Here is a 17,971-nt window from a genome sequence, read left to right as displayed (position 1 = left end):
CCGAGTGAGCCCGCGGGGGCTCAGCAAGGGATCAGCGGCGGCTCAGCGGCGGCGGTGGACAAGACGCCCCGCGCACACGGTCGCGAGGCAGGCGCCGTCCGCGGCGAAGACGGCGAGGTCCGCGCGCCCGCCCGGCACCAGGGCCGCCTGCCGGGCGGCCGCGAGCACGGCGACGTCGTTGCGCCGGGCGGCGGCGCGCAGTTCGGGCGTGTCCGCGTGCCCGGCCAGGACGGCCGCCGCGCCGAGCTTCAGCACGGCGTGGATGCGCTCACGCGGGCTCGGAGCGTCCGGAAGCGGGCCCTCGTGCACCCGCGCGGGCCCGAGCACGCCGGGCCACCGCCGCTCCCGCGCCCCCGGGAACCGCTCCCGCAGCTCGGCCGGCGTGCCCACGGCCGCGATCCGGGAGCCCTCGACGGCGACGGCGCCCTGCACCAGCGGCTCGGCGTCCCACGCGCACCGGACCTCATCCGCGAGGTGAATGGTCAGCACGTGGCGGTCCGTCAGTTGGAGGCGAGGAGCTTCAGTTCGGGGTGCGCCGTCCCGCCCGCGATCGCGGTCGAGGAGATGTGGGACATCACGCGGTCGTCGACCGGGTCGTTCGCCGGGTCGTCGTGGACGACGAGGTGCTCGTACGTCGTCGAGCGCTGGGCCGGGACGCGGCCCGCCCGGCGGATCAGCTCGATGATCTCCATCCGGTTGGAGCGGTGCTTGGCACCGGCAGAGGAGACGACGTTCTCCTCCAGCATGATCGAACCGAGGTCGTCGGCGCCGTAGTGCAGGGTCAGCTGGCCGACGTCCTTGCCGGTGGTCAGCCAGGAGCCCTGGATGTGCATCACGTTGTCCAGGAAGAGGCGGGCGATCGCGATCATCCGCAGGTACTCGAAGATGGTGGCCTGGGTGCGGCCCTTCAAGTGGTTGTTCTCCGGCTGGTAGGTGTACGGGATGAAGGCGCGGAAGCCGCCCGTGCGGTCCTGGACGTCCCGGATCATGCGCAGGTGCTCGATGCGCTCGGCGTTGGTCTCGCCGGTGCCCATCAGCATGGTGGACGTGGACTCCACGCCCAGCCGGTGCGCCGTCTCCATGATCTCCAGCCAGCGCTCGCCGGACTCCTTCAGCGGCGCGATGGCCTTGCGCGGCCGCTCGGGGAGGAGTTCGGCGCCGGCGCCGGCGAAGGAGTCGAGCCCGGCCTCGTGGATCCGGGTGATGGCCTCCTCGACGGAAACACCACTGATCCGGGCCATGTGCTCGACCTCGGAGGCGCCCAGCGAGTGGATGACCAGCTGGGGGAAGGCCTCCTTGATGGCGCGGAAGTGCTTCTCGTAGTACTCCACGCCGTAGTCGGGGTGGTGGCCGCCCTGGAACATGATCTGCGTGCCGCCGAGCTCGACGGTCTCGGCGCACCGCCGCAGGATGTCGTCCAGGTCCCGGGTCCAGCCCTTCTCCGTGTCCTTGGGAGCGGCGTAGAAGGCGCAGAACTTGCACGCGGTGACGCACACGTTCGTGTAGTTGATGTTGCGCTCGATGATGTACGTCGCGATGTGCTCGGTGCCCGCGTACTTGCGGCGGCGCACGGCGTCGGCGGCGGCGCCCAGCGCGTGCAGCGGCGCACGGCGGTAGAGCTCGAGCGCCTCCTCGGGGGTGATCCGCCCGCCCGCGGCGGCACGGTCGAGGACGGCTGTGACATCAACAGATGCGAGGTCGGCCTTCTCGGTCACCGGCGGTCCCTTTCGCAGGATTCGTAAGGGTGGACAGGAGGTGCGCGCGAAGCGCTCGAAACAAGGGTGGTGGTGGGAGACGGGTGGGCAGACCCGGCCAGCCTACGCCAGCGCCTTCGCCGAGCCGACGCCAGGCCGCCCCGCGCCGGGCGTCCCGTCAGTCCACCCGGGTCACGCGGGCCTTGGGGTCGCCGGCCTTCGGGTCCTCGGAGGTGAACCGCAGTGCGTCGTCGCCGTCGGGGCGGAGGTGGACCACATGGGCGTCGGGGACGCAGTGCGAGGGGTTGCCCTTCTTGCCTCGTCCGACGGCCACGAGTTCCTTGGCGGTGACGGACTTCAGGGTGAGGACGTCCACGCAGGCGCCTCCGAAGGCGTCGGTCTGGGTCACCGAGCCGACGACGCCGCCCAGCGCGGCCTGACGGACGACGATGTCGTAGCTGCCCCCGGGGATGTCCACCCCGGCTGCGGTCACCGTGCCCGTGCCGCGCCAGGTGCCGAGGTACGCCTTGGGCACGGCAGCGGCCGACGACGACGCGGACGGCCGGCCGCCGGCGTCCGCGGGGGGCGTGCTGCCCGCGTCGGAGGACCCGCCGCTGTGCCACTGGTTGAGCACCACCCCGCCCACCGTGGTCACCACCGCCAGCGCTCCCGCGACCGCGAGCACCACACTGCAGCTCATCCGCCGCCCCCGGCCACCGTTCCCGGGTGCCGAGCCGGCCGCCACGGTGACGGAGAACCTGCCGGGCCCGGACCTGGGTCCCGACCACGGAGCCGGGTCGCCCGAGGGGCCCGGCGCATCGGAGACGGGTGCGACGGAGACCGGCGCGTCGGCGACCGGCGCGTCGGCGACCGGCGCGACAGAGGACGGCGCGACAGAGGACGGCGCAATGGAGAACGGCGCCGCCGTCTGCTGTCCGGGCAGGGGCGGCGGAGTCGTGGCAGCCGGTCTCTGCGGGGGCACGGCGGGGGCCGTCGGCATCACGGGCGGCGGACCGAACTCCCCGGTCACCACCGGCGCTTCGGGTGCCCGGGGCTCGGGCGCGGAACCGGCGGACCCGCTCCCCTCCCGCACTCCGCCCCCGGCAGCGGTGACCGACGCCCTGCTGAACCCCACCGGGCCGGACGCCGGTTCGGCCGATCCGGCAGGTACGGCCGGTCCGGCAGGTACGGCCGGTCCGGCAGGCTCGGTGTGCGCGGCCTCCAGGTTCAGCAGGTGTACGGCGCTGCGGCTGACCTGCTCGACCAGCCGGCCCGGAAGCCAGCCGCCGGACACCAGGCGGGCCGCACCGTCGGGGGCGAGGCGGTGGGCGATCTCCGTGGGGGCGGGGCGGGCGGCCGGGTCCTTGGACAGGCAGGCCCGTGCCAGCTCCCGCAGTTCGCCGTCGGCCAGTGAGTCCAGCTCCGGCTCCTCGTGGACGACCTTGTAGAGCAGTGCCGCCGAGGAGTCGCCGAGGAACGGCGGCTCCCCCGTCGCCGCGTGGACCAGGACCGCGCCCAGGGAGAAGACGTCCGCCGCACCCGTGACGCCCTTGCCGAGGATCTGCTCGGGCGCCATGTAGCCCGGCGAGCCGATCGAGACACCGGACGAGGTCAGGGATGCCGTGCCGGCCATGGCGCGGGCTATGCCGAAGTCGATCAGCAGCGGGCCGTCGAGGGTGAGCAGCACGTTGGACGGCTTCACGTCCCGGTGCACCAGGCCCAGCTCGTGCACCGCCGCCAGCGCCTCGGCCAGGCCGGCCACGAGGCCCCGTACGCAGTGCGCTGGCAGCGGCCCGACGTCCGCGACCGCCGCCGCGAGGGAGGGACCGGCCGCGTAACCCGTGGCGACCCAGGGGACGGACGCCTCGGGGTCGGCGTCCAGCACCGGGGCGGTCCAGGCGCCGCCCACCCGGCGCGCGGCGGCCACCTCGCGCCGGAACCGGGCCCGGAACTCCTCGTCCAGCGCGAAGTGCGGATGCACGATCTTCACCGCGACCGTGCGGCCGCCCGCGCTGCGCCCGAGGTAGACACGGCCCATGCCGCCGGAGCCCAGCCGGCCGAGCAGCCGGTAGGGCCCCACGACCGTGGGCTCGTCGGCTCCCAGCGGCTGCATGCGTCCATCCTCCCCCGTACGGCTCCCCCAGCAGGGTAGTGCCGAACGGCCGGGTCCCCCCATGGACTTCTCACGGCCCGGGCCGCCCGAGGCCGGCGTGGGCACGGCCGGCGCGGGCCCGCTACGGCTGCAGCAGGTCGACCTTCACGTCCGCCGGGAAGCCCGTCGTCGGGCCGATCCGCCGGGCGAACTCGGCGACCGCCTTCAGCTGCGGTCCGCCGAAGCTGAAGTCGAGGGTGGTGAAGTACTCCTCCAGGACCTTCTCGTCGAAGGCCTCCCAGCGGGCCGCCTGTTCGGCGACCTTGCCGACCTCCTCCAGGGACAGGTCGCGGGAGGACAGGAACGCCTCGTGCACCTTGCGGGTCAGGAACGGCTCCCGCTCGGCGTACTCGCGGCGCGCCGCCCAGACCGCGAAGACGAACGGCAGACCGGTCCACTCCTTCCACAACTGCCCGAGGTCGTGCACGTCGAGGCCGTATTGGGGGCCCTCGTGGAGGTTGGCGCGCAGCGCCGCGTCCCCGATAAGCACGGCGGCCTCCGCCTCCTGCATCATCAGGCTCAGGTCGGGCGGACAGGTGTAGTAGTCCGGAGTCACCCCGTACCGCTCGGCGAGCAGCAGCTGGGCCAGGCGCACGGAGGTGCGGGAGGTCGAGCCGAGGGCGACACGGGCGCCGTCGAGCCGGTCCAGCGGGACCTGAGAGACGATCACGCACGACATCACCGGACCGTCGCAGCCGACGGCGATGTCGGGGAAGGCGACCAGGTCGTCGGCGTGCTTGAGGAACTCCACGAGGGTGACCGGCCCGATGTCGAGGTCCCCCCGCACGATCTGCTCGCTGAGCTTCTCCGGGGTGTCCTTGGTGAGCTCGAAATCGAGGAGCGTGCCCGTTCTCGCGAGCCCCCAGTACAGGGGCAGGCAGTTGAGGAACTGGATGTGGCCGACGCGCGGCCGGGTGCGAGAATTGTCCACATCGCGAGACTAGACCCTGGTCGGTACGGTCCCACCGCCGCCCCCTCGGCCGCCCCGGACCGCCTCGGCTCTCACCCGCTCGGCCGATGCCCGCGCCTACTTCCACCAAATGCTCTGCGTCAACCTCTCGGCAGAGCCTTCAAACGTCCGGGTGACGTGATCTTGACCTCTATTGCTTTCCCGGGCCCGCGTGCTAGGCTCGCCACCAAGTTGCAGTTTTGGTTTCCCTTGCAGTACAGAGCCTGCGGAGCATGTGACCGCGGGCTCTGGTCGTTTTCAGACGTATGCAGTTGTGCGGCGATATCGTTTTCACATTGCAGGTTCTGGAGCAGGGCGACCCTTTGGGCCCAAGGAGGGCTTATGGCTACCGGAACCGTGAAGTGGTTCAACGCCGAAAAGGGCTTTGGCTTCATTGCCCAAGAAGGCGGCGGCCCCGACGTCTTCGTCCACTACTCCGCGATCAACGCGACCGGTTTCCGCTCTCTCGAAGAGAACCAGCAGGTGTCCTTCGACGTCACCCAGGGCCCGAAGGGCCCGCAGGCGGAGAACGTCACCCCGGTCTGAGCGAATCTCGCGCAGTACCAGACCTGAGCGCAGTACCCAAGGAGCCCCGCGCCGCAAGGCGACGGGGCTCCTGCCTTTGCGGGCCGGGGCCCCGCGTTCGGTGAATTCTCCGCGAACTCTTTTCCCCGCACGCCTTACGGCTTCCTTCCCTCCTGCCTGCCGGGCGGCGAGCCTGTCCGCCCGCCGGTCTTCCCTCGTTGTCAGTGGGCACCTCTACAGTCCCGGCCATGACGACGAACCCGACGGACTTCCTCACCCCCACCCGCACCTTCTACGACGCCATCGCCGAGGACTACGCCGAGCTCTTCCGCGAGCCACTCGCGGACCGGCCCCTGGACCGCGCGGTGCTCACGGCCTTCGCCGAGCTCGTGGGGGACGGCGGCGAGGTGGCCGACCTCGGGTGCGGGCCCGGGCGGGTCACGGCCTATCTGGCCGCGCTGGGGACGGATGTGTTCGGCCTGGACCTGTCGGCCTCGATGCTCGCCGTCGCCCGCCGGGAGAACCCGGGGCTGCGGTTCGAACAGGGCTCGATGCTGGAGCTGGACGTCCCGGACGGCACCCTCGCCGGCGTCGTCTCCTGGTACTCCTCGATCCACACGCCCATGGACCGGCTGCCGTCCCTCTTCACGGAGTTCCGCCGCGTCCTCGCGCCCGGCGGACATCTGCTGGTCGCCTTCCAGGCCGGCGACGAGCCGCTCCGCCTGGAGCGCCCCTTCGGCCACCCGGTCTCGCTGGACTTCGAGCGGCGGCGGCCGGAGCGGATCGGCGAACTGCTGACCGCGGCGGGTTTCACACCGCACTCCCAGATGGTGCGGGAGCCGGACGAGACGCTCGGGGAGTCGGCCCCGCAGGCGTTCCTGATCGCCCGCAAGCCTGCCCTTCCGGCGCCGCACGAGGCGTGAACTCGGGCCGCCCCGCCGGCCCGACCGGGGCTCACGCCTCGTACAGACGCTCCACATCCCGCGCGAAGTCCCGCATGATCGTCTCCCGCCGCAGCTTCATCGACGGGGTCAGATGGCCCGCCGCCTCCGTGAAGTCCACGGGCAGCACGGCGAAGCGGCGGATCGACTCCGGGCGGGAGACCAGCTTGTTCGCCTCGTCCACGGCCCGTTGCAGGACGGCCGCCAGCTCCGGGTCGTCGGTCAGCAGTTCCGGCGGCACCGGATGCCTGCCGTTCATCCGGCGCCAGTGGGTGATGCCGTCCGGGTCCAGGGTGATCAGCGCGGAGACGTAGGGGCGGCCGTCGCCCAGGACCATGCACTGGGAGATCAGGGGATGGGAGCGGAGCCAGTTCTCCAGGGGCGCCGGGGCCACGTTCTTGCCGCCCGCCGTGATCAGGATCTCCTTCTTCCGGCCCGTGATCGTCAGATAGCCATCGTCGTCCAGGCGGCCGATGTCACCCGTCGGGAACCAGCCGTCGTACGTCGCCGGCACCACCCCGCCGGCGTTCGGGTCCCAGTACCCGCGGAACACCTGACCGCCGCTCAGCAGCACCTCGCCGTCCGCGGCGATGCGCACCCTGGTGCCCGGCAGCGGCCAGCCGACCGTCCCCAGGCGGGGCCGGTGCGGGGGCGTCACCGTGGCCGCGCCCGTGGTCTCCGTCAGGCCGTATCCCTCGTAGACCTCGATGCCCGCCCCGGCGTAGAAGGCGGCCAGGCGGCGGCCCAGCGGGGAGCCGCCGCAGATGACATGCCGCAGCCGGCCGCCGAGGGCGTTGCGTATCCGCCGGTAGACGAGCGGGTCGTAGAAGGCGCGTGCCGTCTTCAGGGCGCGGCTCGGTCCGGGGCCCGTGCCGTGCCGGCGGGCCTCCATCGCCTCGCCGTGGCGGCGGGCCACTCCGGCGGCGCGGTCGAAGGAGGACGCCCGGCCGCCGCGTTCGGCCGTGGCCCGGGCGTTGTTGTAGATCTTCTCCAGCATGTACGGGATGGCCAGCAGGAACGTCGGCCGGAAGCTCGCCAGGTCGGCCAGGAGGTCCTCGGCCGCGAGGCTCGGCGCGTGGCCCAGCCGTACCCCGGCGCGGACGCAGGCGACCGCCACCATGCGGCCGAAGACGTGCGAGAGGGGGAGGAAGAGAAGCGTCGCGGGCTCCTCCGCCGTCCTGCTCTTGAAGACCGGGTAGAGGAGTTCGATCGCGTTGTCGACCTCGGCCAGGAAGTTGCGGTGGGTCAGCGCGCAGCCCTTCGGGCGGCCCGTCGTGCCCGAGGTGTAGACGAGGGTCGCCAGCGTGTCGGGGCCGAGCATGCCCCGGCGCACGTCCACCTCCTGGTCCGGGACGGCCGCGTCCGCCTCCGCCAGGCGGTCGACGTGGCCCTGGTCGACGACCCAGATGTGGCGCAGGTCCAGCAGGCGGTCGCGCTCCGGGCCGAGGGCCGCCGCCTGCCCGGCCGTCTCGGTCACCAGGGCGACCGCGCCGGAGTCCTGGAGGATCCAGCGGGTCTGGAAGAGGGAGGAGGTGGGATAGACGGGGACGGTGACCAGGCCCGCGGCCCAGGCCGCGAAGTCCAGCAGCGTCCACTCGTACGTGGTGCGGGCCATGACCGCGATCCGGTCGCCCGGCATCAGGCCCTCCGCGATCAGGCCCTTCGCCACCGCCCGTACCTGGTCGGCGAACTGGAGTGCCGTCAGGTGGGTCCAGCCGCCGCCCGCGGCCCGTCGGCTCAGGACGCGGCGGGCGGGGTCCGCGGTCGCGTTCTCGAACGGCAGGTCGGCCAGCGAGCCGTGCGTCACCTGCGCCACCAGCGGCGGTACGTACGCCTCCCGCACCTCGCCGTCCAGCCGCCGGGTCTCCGGCGCGACGAACACCGGGCCGCCGTCGGGGTCGTAGTCGTAGCCGGTGTCGCGCTCAGGGGCGGACGGCGGCATGGCGGAACCGGAGGCCGACGGGGACGACGAGTACGAGATGGGCATGGCAGCTCCTGGGGCCGGCGGCGACTACCGCTCTGCTGCATGGGGGTACGCGCGATGCGAACCGAGTCGTTCACCGGTGGTGCGTGCGCGGCTGTGCGGGCCTTGGGTGTTACCGCCGGTTGCAAGCGGGATCGTACGGCGCGCTCGTGGGGAGTCAGTGCGGGTTCGGGGCGGGTTGGGAGATGGTCCGGGAACGGGGCTGTGCAATCTTCAATTTCAACGAGCGGGGTCCGGAGGTCGCGCAAGGGAACTCACCTCGACCGGCTCCTCACCCGCGACATAGCCTTACCTCCGGTAACCTTACTCCAGAGTAAGAACTTCGGACTTCAGTCGCGCGGGAGTTGCACATGGCCGACCGCTACCTGAGCCTCACCGGCACGGCACCCGGCCGTTTCCTCACCCGGCGCCTGGGCCTGCCCCAGCCGGCCGGGCTGCGCCGCTGGTCGCTCGAACGGCCCGCCCTGGACGGCTCGCTCCTGCACCTGACCGCCGGGACGTCCGCTCTCGATCTCGCCCCCGTCCTCGACCGCACGGGCCTCACCCCGGCCGGGGACGCGCCCGCCGCGATCGTCCTCGACGCCACCGGGGTCCGGGACGTCGACGCGCTCGGCGAGGTGCACGCCGCCCTCCACCCGGTCGTGCGGTCCGTCGCCGCGAGCGGCCGTGTGGTGGTGCTGGGCGCCCCGCTGGATGCCGCCGACCACCACCAGGCCGCCGCCCAGCAAGCCCTGGAGGGCTTCACCCGCTCGCTCGGCAAGGAGATCGGCCGGGGCAGGACCGTCAACCTGGTGCGGCTCACCGACGCGGCCGCCGCCGAGTCCACCCTCCGCTTTCTGCTCTCCCCCAAGTCGGCCTACGTCAGCGGCCAGGTGATCGAGGTCGGCGCCCAGGAGCCCACGGCCCCCGAGGACTGGGAGCGCCCCCTGACCGGACGCACCGCCCTGGTCACCGGGGCCGCCCGCGGCATCGGCGAGGCGGTTGCCGAGACCCTCGCCCGGGACGGCGCCCATGTCGTCGTCCTGGACGTGCCGTCCGCCGAGGAGGACGCCCGCGCGGTCGCCGCACGCCTCGGCGGCACCGCACTCACCCTCGACATCACGGCCGCCGACGCGGGCGCGCGGATCGCCCACGCGCTGCCCGACGGGCTGGACGTGCTGATCCACAACGCGGGCGTCACCCGGGACCGACGGCTGGTCAACATGACTGCCGACCGCTGGAGTTCCGTGCTGGAGGTCAACCTCGCGAGCGTGCTGCGCACCACCGACGCACTGCTGGCGGCCGGCACCCTGCGCCCCGGCGGCCGGATCGTGGCCACCGCATCCATCGCGGGGCTGGCCGGCAACGCGGGCCAGACCAACTACGGCGCGAGCAAGGCGGGCGTCGTGGGCCTCGTACGCTCCCTCGCGCCGCGTGCCCTGGCCGAGCACCGGATCACGGTGAACGCGGTCGCGCCCGGGTTCATCGAGACGAGGATGACCGCCGCGATCCCGCTGTTCCTCCGCGAGGCGGGCCGCCGGATGAACTCCCTGGCCCAGGGCGGCCTGCCCGTCGACGTCGCCGAGACCACCGCCTGGCTCGCCCACCCCGCCTCCGGCGCGGTCAACGGCCAGGTCGTCCGCGTCTGCGGGCAGAGCCTGCTGGGGGCATGATGCGTCTCGTCCTCACCGGGTCTCCTTCCCTTCCGCCTCTCCTGCTGCGCGGGGCCCTGCTCTCGCCCTTCAAACGGCCCGGCCCCGACGCCGATTTCCCGCGCGTCCGGCTCGTCCTGCCGGGACTGCGCGTCGACCCCGCCCGGCTGGCGGCGTACGAGCGGGTGTGCGGGTTCCCCGCCGGGGGCGACGCGCTGCCGGTGACGTATCCGCACATACTCGGCTTCCCGCTCGCCATGCGGCTGATGAGCGGGAGGAACTTCCCTCTGCCGCTGCTCGGCCTCGTCCACACCTCGCTGGAGATCACGCGGCACAGGGCGCTGACGGCCACCGGGGAGTACGAACTCACCGTGTACGTCGACGCTCTGGCGCCGCACCGTCGGGGCACGGAGGCCGTCGTCGTGACGGAGATCCGGGCCGGCGGGGACGTCGTATGGGAGTCCAGGAGCCGGTATCTGGCCCGGCACCGCACCCGGCACCGGGCCGCCGACCCACCCGGGGGGACGCGGAAGCCGCTGCCCGCCGTCGCCGAGTGGCGCCTGGCCGGCGATCTCGGCCGGCGGTACGGCGCCACGTCCGGCGACCGCAACCCGATCCACCTCCACCCGCTCACCGCCCGGCTGTTCGGCTTCCCCCGCGCGATCGCGCACGGCATGTGGACCGTGGCCCGCTGTCTCGCCGCGCACGGCACGCCCGCGTCCTGCGTCGTACGCGCCGAGTTCCGGGCGCCGGTGCTGCTGCCGGGGACGGTGACGTACGCGGCGGAGGGCGGGCGCTTCGAGCTGCGGGGCCGGGGGGACAGGGTGCATGTGGCCGGGGAGGTCTACCCCTTCTGAGCCACGGGCTGCTCCCCGGACGGCGACCAGGCCCGGCCCTCCATGAGGTTGCCCAGGCCCGCCCAGGCGAAGTTCATCAAAGTGGCCGCGGCCTGGCGGGCGGTGACGCCCGGGGTGGTGTTGGCCCAGGCGGCGAGGGACTCGGCGGCGCCGACCAGGGCCTCGGCGAGCCCGGCGACGTCGTGCTCGGGCAGATCGGGGTCGCCGTGGGCGTCCCGGGCCGTGACGGCGATCAGCTGGGTGACGAAAGCGACGATCTCCGCGCGCATCGCGGCCACCTCGGACGCGAACGGCTCGCCGTGCGTGCGCGCCTGGAGGTGCAGCACCGCCCAGCCGTCCGGGTACCGCGCGGTGTGCGTGAAGAACGCCCGCAGCCCCTCCCAGAGCTGCCGGTCGGCGGGCGCATCGGCGCGCACCGCGGCGCGCACGGCCTCGGTGAGCGCGGCGGCCTCACGCCGTATGCAGGCGCTGAACAGGTCTTCCTTGGAGTTGAGATACAGATAGACCAACGGCTTGGAGACACCCGCGAGTTCGGCGATCTCGTCCATGGACGCGGCCATGTAGCCGCGCCGCCCGAAGGTCCGTACGGCGGCGTCGAGCATCTGCTGTTCGCGAACGGCCCGCGGCATCCGCTTGGTCTTCACGGCACCCATGGGCGCAAGCCTACGGTTCGCGGTGCCGCCCGCAGGGCCCCGAAGCGGCCACGCGCGGCCGCCCCGACCGGATCAGGACGCTTGGGACCGGGCCCGCGCCCGCTCGTCGGCCAGGTCCTCGGCCCCGGCGCTGGCCTGCATGTTCGCCTTCATCCGGTCCACCCGCCGGGCGACCTGCACCGACGCCCGGTCCCGCTCCTTGCGCAGGGCGACGAAGCTGATCGGGGCCGAAACCACCAAGGCGAGCAGGGCGATCCACAGGCCGTTGGAGCTGCCGAGGCCGCGCGGGGCGATGCCGAAGTGGACGAGGCCCCAGACGACCACGAGGCAGCCCACGAAGATCCCGAGGCGCATCAGTGTGTAGCGGAGCATCTCAATCCACTCTTCCGTATCCATGGGGGGAGGTCCAAAGGCCCACCGTCCAGTGAAGCACGCCTGACACCGGATCTTTCACCGGGGTGCCAAAGGGGGCAAACCCTCAGGTCAGCGGCAGAAGCATGATCACGTCGTCGCGCTCGTCGCCCGGTGCGACGCGGATGGCGCCGGGCACCCGGCCGACCTCCTTGTAGCCGCAGGAGGCGTAGAACCGCTCCAGGCCGAGCCCGCCGCGGCAGGTGAGCCGGATCGCCTCGATGCCGTCGATGCCGCGGGCCGCGTCCTCGGCGGCCGCGAGCAGGTCCCGTCCGTAGCCGCGGCCCTGGTGGCGGGGGTGCACCATCACCGTGTAGAGCCACAGCCAGTGGGTCATCAGCCGGTGGGTGTTGTGGGTCAGGAAGGCCGTCGCGGCGACGCGGCCGTCCTCGTCGTGGCCGACCAGCAGGCGGGCGCGGCCCTCGGCCATCGCCACGAAGTGCCGCACCAGCTCGGGGCGTATCTCCTCGCGCGTCGCCGGCGCCACGAATCCGACCGCACCGCCCGCGTTCGACACGTCGGCCCACAGGTCGAGGATGCCGTCGCGCAGCTCGCGGTTCACGGAGGGGTCCAGCGTGAAAGTAAGGGGCATGGAGCGAGTGTATCTATTACCCCAGCGCTCTCGCCGCCACTTTCAGGTCCGCGACCAGCCCCCCGTACGCCGCCTTCCGGTCCTCGTCGTCCTGCGCCCGCAGCACCGACGACGGATGCACGGTCGGCACCAGCCGCTCGGGCCGCCCGTGGATCTCCCGCTCCAGGACCGTGCCGCGCACCTCGCCGACCCGGAACGACGAACCGAGCAGCGCCTTCCCGGCCGTCGCCCCGAGCACCACGATCAGCTCGGGCTCCACGACCGCCAGCTCGGCGGCGAGCCACGGCCCGCACGCCGTCATCTCCCGCAGGCTCGGCGCCTTGTGGATCCGGCGCTTGCGCGGCTCGGCCTGCGTGAACTTGAAGTGCTTGACGGCGTTGGTGACGTAGGTCTCGTCGGGGTCGATGCCCGCCTCGGCCAGCGCCCGGTCCAGCAGCCGCCCCGCGGGCCCGACGAACGGCTTGCCCTGCCGGTCCTCCTGGTCCCCCGGCTGCTCGCCGACCAGCATGACCCGGGCGTCCGCGTCCCCGGCGCCGAACACCGTCTGCGTGGCGTTCAGGTGCAGCGGGCAGCCCCGGCACTCGGCGGCGGCCCGGCGCAGCGCCGGCAGTCCGCCCCGCTCCGGTACGAAGGGCTCGGCGGTGTACGCCTCCTCGGGCGCACCGGCGGCAGCTGACGTACGTGGACTCACGCCCGCCGGGTACCGCGCCCCGAAGGGCTCACACCAGCGCGGGCGAAGGGCTCACACCCGCATGGGCTGCGGCGACTCGCGGCGCGCCGGCTCCGGGCCGTCGAACTCCCGGATGATCTCGTAGCGCGTGTTGCGCTCCACCGGGCGGAAGCCCGCGTCGCGGATCAGCTCCAGCAGATCCTCGCGGGTCAGCTTGTTCGGGGTGCCGAAGTCGTCCGCGTCGTGCGTGATCTTGTACTCCACGACCGAGCCGTCCATGTCGTCCGCACCGTGCTGGAGCGCGAGCTGGGCGGTCTGCACGCCGTGCATCACCCAGAACACCTTCACGTGCGGGACGTTGTCGAACAGCAACCGGGAGACGGCGAAGGTCTTCAGCGCCTCCGCGCCGGTGGCCATCGTCGTGCGGGCCTGGAGCCGGTTGCGGACCTTGCCGTCCTTCATGTCGACGAAGTCGTGCTGGTAGCGCAGCGGGATGAAGACCTGGAAGCCGCCGGTCTCGTCCTGGAGTTCACGCAGCCGCAGCACGTGGTCGACGCGGTGGCGGGGCTCCTCGATGTGGCCGTAGAGCATGGTGCACGGGGTCTTCAGGCCCTTCTCGTGCGCCAGGCGGTGGATACGGGACCAGTCCTCCCAGTGGGTGCGGTGGTCCACGATGTGCTGCCGGACCTCCCAGTCGAAGATCTCCGCGCCGCCACCGGTCAGCGACTCCAGGCCGGCGTCGATCAGCTCGTCGAGGATCTCGGAGGCGGACAGCCCGGAGATGGTCTCGAAGTGGTGGATCTCGGTGGCCGTGAACGCCTTCAGCGACACGTTCGGCAGGGCGGCCTTCAGCTCGCGCAGGGAGCGCGGGTAGTAGCGCCAGGGCAGGTTGGGGTGCAGGCCGTTGACGATGTGCAGCTCGGTGAGGTTCTCCGACTCCATCGCCTTGGCGAGCTTCACCGCCTCCTCGATGCGCATCGTGTACGCGTCCTTCTCGCCCGGCTTGCGCTGGAAGGAGCAGTACGCGCAGGACGCGGTGCACACGTTGGTCATGTTGAGGTGCCGGTTGACGTTGAAGTGCACCACGTCGCCGTTCATACGGGTGCGCACCTCGTGCGCCAGGCCGCCGAGCCAGGCCAGGTCGTCCGACTCGTACAGCGCGATGCCGTCCTCACGGGTCAGCCGCTCACCGGAGCGGACCTTCTCCTCCAGCTCGCGCTTGAGCCCGACGTCCATGCCAACACCTTTCTCCGACAGCTTGGCCAACCCTATGCCTACACCTCCTCCGGCAGCTCCCCGACCCGGTTCTCCCACTTCGTGGACAGCACGATGGTGGTACGGGTCCGGGAGACGCCCTTGGTGCCGGACAGCCGCCGGATGATCTTCTCCAGGCCGTCGACGTCCGTGGCGCGCACCTTGAGCATGTAGGAGTCGTCGCCCGCGATGAACCAGCAGTCCTCGATCTCGGGCAGGTCCTTCAGCCGCTGCGCCACGTCCTCGTGGTCGGCGGCGTCCGAGAGCGAGATGCCGATCAGGGCGGTGACGCCGAGACCGAGCGAGGCGGCGTCCACGGTGGCGCGGTAGCCGGTGATGACACCGGCCGCCTCCAGCCGGTTGATGCGGTCGGTGACGCTCGGTCCCGACAGTCCGACGAGGCGCCCCAGCTCCGCGTAGGAGGCCCGGCCGTTCTCCCTCAGGGCCTGGATGAGCTGCCTGTCCACCGCGTCCATGCGATCGAGCCTTCCGCTGAAGAGTTCTCTGGAGTGATAAGGGATGGGTGGGTGCCGGATTGCCGCTCAGACGGGGCCGGTGGCGCCGCCGAGTTCGCCCTTCCACCGCCGGTAGAGGGTGTGCGCGACTCCCACCGCGTCGAGCACCCGTCCGGCGACGAAGTCCACCAGGTCCTGGATGTGCGTCGCCCCCGCGTAGAAGGCCGGAGAGGCGGGCAGGACGGTGGCGCCCGCGTCGTCCAGTGCGACCAGGTGCCGCAGCGTCGGTCCGTTCAACGGGGTCTCCCGAACGGCCACGACCAGCGGCCGGCGCTCCTTGAGGGTGACGCTCGCCACCCGCTGCAGCAGATCCTTCGACAGCCCGAGTGCGACCCCGGCGACGCAGGCCGTGGAGGCCGGCACGATGAGCATGCCCTTCGTGGGGTACGACCCCGAGGACGGCCCCGCGGCCAGGTCCCCGGCGTTCCAGTACCGCACCCGCTCGACGTCGGCGTCGAAGGCGTCCGGCTTGCCGTCGGCCCCGCGCGCCAGCCATTCCCGCAGGTCGTCCCGCCAGTGGGCGTCCCGGAAGGAGATGCCGGTCTCGTCGAGCAGCGTGAGCCGCGAGGCCCGGCTGACCACCAGGTCGACACTCTCACCGGCGTCGAGCAACGCCCGCAGCACAGCGGCCGCGTACGGCGTCCCGGACGCCCCGGACACCCCCACGATCCAAGGCGTGCGCTGCGTTTCTCCTGCGTTCACGTCTTGAGCGTACCGGGATGCCGGGTACTCAGACCGACAGGCCCCGCACCAGCAGGTCCAGCAGCGCGCACACGAACAGGGCGATCCCGATGAACCCGTTGACGCTGAAGAACGCCCTGTTCAGGCGGGACAGGTCGTGTGGGCGGACGATCGTGTGCTCGTAGACGAAGGCGGCGGCCACGACGACCAGGCCCAGCCAGAAGAAGGTGCCCGCGCCGGTGGCGACCGCGTACCAGACGAGCAGCGCGGTGGTGACGGTGTGGCAGACCCTGGCTCCCCAGATCGCCGCCGGGATGCCGAAGCGGGCCGGGACCGACCGCACGCCGATCTCACGGTCGGTCTCGACGTCCTGGCAGGCGTAGATCAGGTCGAAGCCGCCGATCCAGATGCCGACGGCCAGGCCCAGGACCACCGCCTTCCAGTTCCACTCGCCGCTGATCGCCAGCCAGCCGCCGATCGGGCCCATCGCCTGGGCCAGGCCCAGGATGGCCTGCGGGAAGTCGGTGAACCGCTTGCCGTAGGGGTAGACCACCATCGGGATCACCGCGATGGGGGCGAGGGCCAGGCAGAGCGGGTTGAGCAGGGCCGCGGCGGCCAGGAAGACCACGACGGCGATCAGGGCGCCCGTCCAGGCGTGGCGGACGGACATCGTGCCGGTCACCAGTTCGCGGTGCGCGGTCCGGGGGTTGCGGGCGTCGATCTCCCGGTCGATGATCCGGTTGACCGCCATGGCGAAGGTGCGCAGACCCACCATGCAGACGGTGACCAGCAGCAGCCGCCCCCAGTGGATGTTCCTGTCCCACGCGAACATCGCCGTCAGCGAGGCGATGTACGCGAAGGGCAGCGCGAACACCGAGTGCTCGATCATCACCAGGCGCAGGAACGCCTTGGTGCGTCCCGGCTGCGGGAGTGCCGCGGAGGCGCTGCTCACAGGCCGTACTCCTTCCAGCGGCGGTCCACCAGGGCCGCCGTATCGGGGTCCGACAGGACCATGTCCGGCCACCCGCCGTCCCGCGTGTAGCCCTCCTCGGGCCATTTCCTCGTCGCGTCGATGCCCGCCTTGCCTCCCCAGAACTGCTGGTAGGAGGCGTGGTCGAGGTGGTCGACGGGGCCCTCGGCGACCGTGAGGTCACGGGCGTAGTCCGTGTTGCCCAGGGCCCGCCAGGCGACCTCGTGCAGATCGTGCACGTCGCAGTCGGCGTCGACGACCACGATCAGCTTGGTCAGCGACATCATGTGCGCCCCCCAGATCGCGTGCATCACCTTCTGCGCGTGCTTGGGGTACTTCTTGTCGATCGAGACGATCGCACAGTTGTGGAAGCCGCCCGCCTCGGGCAGGTGGTAGTCCACGATGTCCGGCACGATGATCTTCAGCAGGGGCAGGAAGAAGCGCTCCGTGGCCCGGCCCAGCGGGCCGTCCTCCGTCGGCGGGCGGCCGACCACGATCGACTGGAGCAGCGGGCGCCTGCGCATCGTCACGCAGTCGATGGTCAGCGCCGGGAACGGCTCCTGCGGGGTGTAGAAGCCGGTGTGGTCCCCGAACGGCCCCTCCGGCAGCATCTCGCCGGGCTCCAGCCACCCCTCCAGCACGACCTCGGCCTGCGCCGGCACCTGCAACGGCACCGTCCGGCAGTCGACCATCTCGATCCGCTTGCCCGCGATGAACCCGGCGAACAGGTACTCGTCGATGTCCCCGGGCAGCGGGGCGGTGGAGGCGTACGTCACGGCGGGCGGGCACCCGAAGGCGATGGCGACCGGCAGCCGCTCACCCCTCCTGGCCGCCACCTGGTAGTGGTTGCGGCTGTCCTTGTGGATCTGCCAGTGCATGCCGATGGTGCGCCTGTCGTGGCGCTGGAGGCGGTACAGCCCGAGGTTGCGGACGCCGCTCTCGGGGTCCTTGGTGTGGGTGAGCCCGAGGTTGAAGAAGGACCCGCCGTCCTTGGGCCAGGTGAACAGCGCCGGCAGCCGGTCGAGGTCCACCTCGTCGCCGCGCAGCACGACCTCCTGCACGGGCGCGTTGTCGCCCTTCACCTTCTTCGGCGGTACGTGCGTCATCGCGCCGAGCTTGCCGAACGCCTCGCGCACGCCCACGAACCCGTGCGGCAGCTCGGGCTTGAGCAGCCCGCCGATCCTGTCGCTGATCTCGCCGTACGACTTCAGGCCGAGCGCCTTCAGCAGCCGCCGGTCGGTGCCGTAGACGTTCATGGCCAGCGGCATGGCCGAGCCCTTCACGTTCTCGAAGAGCAGCGCGGGACCGCCGGACTTCTGCACCCGGTCGACGATCTCACCGACCTCCAGGTACGGGTCGACCTCGGCCTTGATGCGCTTGAGGTCGCCCTCGCGCTCCAGCGCCCTGAGCAGGGAGCGAAGATCGTCGTAAGCCATGCGTCCCAGTATCTTCCACGCGCCACCACGGTCCTGCCACCGGGGGTTGCCGTCAG

General features: G+C 72.0%; 18 protein-coding genes. 4 read left to right on the top strand and 14 right to left on the bottom strand.

The features are described from left to right. Positions 1-42: 42 nt before the first annotated feature. From IE318_RS24065 to IE318_RS24050, 4 genes are all read right to left on the bottom strand, one after another. Positions 43-489 (bottom strand): imidazolonepropionase-like domain-containing protein, encoded by a 447-nt coding sequence (locus IE318_RS24065; RefSeq protein ID WP_189903595.1) that lies wholly within the window; start codon positions 487-489, stop codon positions 43-45. Positions 490-500: 11 nt separating this feature from the next. Continuing rightward, on the bottom strand, positions 501-1,715 hold the full coding sequence (mqnC, locus tag IE318_RS24060; protein ID WP_030174297.1) for a cyclic dehypoxanthinyl futalosine synthase: 1,215 nt from the start codon (positions 1,713-1,715) through the stop codon (positions 501-503). Positions 1,716-1,872: 157 nt separating this feature from the next. Further along, positions 1,873-3,807, bottom strand: coding sequence for a serine/threonine-protein kinase (locus IE318_RS24055; protein ID WP_189903593.1), 1,935 nt, complete (start codon positions 3,805-3,807; stop codon positions 1,873-1,875). Positions 3,808-3,928: 121 nt separating this feature from the next. Continuing rightward, positions 3,929-4,777 carry a menaquinone biosynthetic enzyme MqnA/MqnD family protein gene (locus tag IE318_RS24050; protein ID WP_189903591.1) on the bottom strand — a complete coding sequence of 283 codons (849 nt, stop codon included), beginning with the start codon at positions 4,775-4,777 and terminating at the stop codon, positions 3,929-3,931. 360 nt (positions 4,778-5,137) lie between these two features. Here IE318_RS24050 and IE318_RS24045 point away from each other — a divergent pair, with 360 nt between their 5' ends. Together IE318_RS24045 and IE318_RS24040 are read left to right on the top strand one after the other, a co-directional pair. Continuing rightward, entirely contained in the window at positions 5,138-5,341 is a 204-nt protein-coding gene (locus IE318_RS24045; protein WP_004984723.1) for a cold-shock protein, read from the top strand. Between the two features lie 227 nt (positions 5,342-5,568). Further along, complete coding sequence (locus tag IE318_RS24040; protein ID WP_189903588.1) at positions 5,569-6,243, top strand: class I SAM-dependent DNA methyltransferase; 675 nt, start codon at positions 5,569-5,571, stop codon at positions 6,241-6,243. 31 nt (positions 6,244-6,274) lie between these two features. Here the strand turns inward: IE318_RS24040 and IE318_RS24035 are convergent, their stop codons facing one another. Beyond that, on the bottom strand, positions 6,275-8,203 hold the full coding sequence (locus IE318_RS24035; protein ID WP_229903723.1) for an AMP-dependent synthetase/ligase: 1,929 nt from the start codon (positions 8,201-8,203) through the stop codon (positions 6,275-6,277). Positions 8,204-8,595: 392 nt separating this feature from the next. Here IE318_RS24035 and IE318_RS24030 point away from each other — a divergent pair, with 392 nt between their 5' ends. Both IE318_RS24030 and IE318_RS24025 read left to right on the top strand, forming a co-directional pair. Continuing rightward, entirely contained in the window at positions 8,596-9,897 is a 1,302-nt protein-coding gene (locus IE318_RS24030) for a 3-oxoacyl-ACP reductase (protein WP_189903584.1), read from the top strand. After that, positions 9,897-10,733 (top strand): MaoC family dehydratase, encoded by an 837-nt coding sequence (locus tag IE318_RS24025; protein WP_373311254.1) that lies wholly within the window; start codon positions 9,897-9,899, stop codon positions 10,731-10,733. Before IE318_RS24030 ends, IE318_RS24025 begins: the two co-directional genes overlap by 1 nt. On the opposite strand, the gene IE318_RS24020 is transcribed toward IE318_RS24025, so the two are convergent. The 9 genes from IE318_RS24020 to IE318_RS23980 form a co-directional block, all read right to left on the bottom strand. Next, entirely contained in the window at positions 10,721-11,386 is a 666-nt protein-coding gene (locus IE318_RS24020) for a TetR/AcrR family transcriptional regulator (protein WP_189903580.1), read from the bottom strand. The two genes, IE318_RS24025 and IE318_RS24020, sit on opposite strands and share 13 nt — an antisense overlap. Positions 11,387-11,458: 72 nt before the next feature. Then, positions 11,459-11,758 (bottom strand): DUF4229 domain-containing protein, encoded by a 300-nt coding sequence (locus IE318_RS24015; RefSeq protein WP_030174276.1) that lies wholly within the window; start codon positions 11,756-11,758, stop codon positions 11,459-11,461. A gap of 106 nt (positions 11,759-11,864) precedes the next feature. Continuing rightward, positions 11,865-12,389: a GNAT family N-acetyltransferase gene (locus tag IE318_RS24010; protein WP_030174275.1), complete on the bottom strand. Its 525-nt coding sequence runs from the start codon at positions 12,387-12,389 to the stop codon at positions 11,865-11,867. 16 nt (positions 12,390-12,405) lie between these two features. Then, positions 12,406-13,080: a UdgX family uracil-DNA binding protein gene (locus IE318_RS24005; protein WP_189903578.1), complete on the bottom strand. Its 675-nt coding sequence runs from the start codon at positions 13,078-13,080 to the stop codon at positions 12,406-12,408. Positions 13,081-13,131: 51 nt separating this feature from the next. Continuing rightward, positions 13,132-14,295, bottom strand: a complete 1,164-nt coding sequence (gene mqnE / locus IE318_RS24000; protein WP_030174274.1) for an aminofutalosine synthase MqnE — start codon at positions 14,293-14,295, stop codon at positions 13,132-13,134. Between the two features lie 38 nt (positions 14,296-14,333). Then, the gene (locus IE318_RS23995) at positions 14,334-14,789 is read right to left on the bottom strand and encodes an Lrp/AsnC family transcriptional regulator (protein ID WP_030174273.1); all 456 of its coding nucleotides are present in this window, start codon (positions 14,787-14,789) and stop codon (positions 14,334-14,336) included. 66 nt (positions 14,790-14,855) lie between these two features. Next, the gene (locus IE318_RS23990; RefSeq protein WP_037868545.1) at positions 14,856-15,530 is read right to left on the bottom strand and encodes a UbiX family flavin prenyltransferase; all 675 of its coding nucleotides are present in this window, start codon (positions 15,528-15,530) and stop codon (positions 14,856-14,858) included. A 28-nt stretch (positions 15,531-15,558) separates the two neighbouring features. Beyond that, a complete protein-coding gene (gene mqnP / locus IE318_RS23985; RefSeq protein ID WP_189903576.1) occupies positions 15,559-16,461 on the bottom strand; it encodes a menaquinone biosynthesis prenyltransferase MqnP in 903 nt (300 codons plus the stop codon). Then, entirely contained in the window at positions 16,458-17,915 is a 1,458-nt protein-coding gene (locus IE318_RS23980; protein WP_030174268.1) for a menaquinone biosynthesis decarboxylase, read from the bottom strand. Before IE318_RS23980 ends, mqnP begins: the two co-directional genes overlap by 4 nt. Positions 17,916-17,971: the final 56 nt, after the last annotated feature.

This window comes from Streptomyces spiralis, assembly GCF_014654675.1.
Taxonomy (GTDB): Bacteria; Actinomycetota; Actinomycetes; order Streptomycetales; family Streptomycetaceae; genus Streptomyces; species Streptomyces spiralis.
The sequence above is the reverse complement of the archived record's forward strand: the minus strand, read 5'-3'. Positions and strand labels throughout refer to the sequence as shown.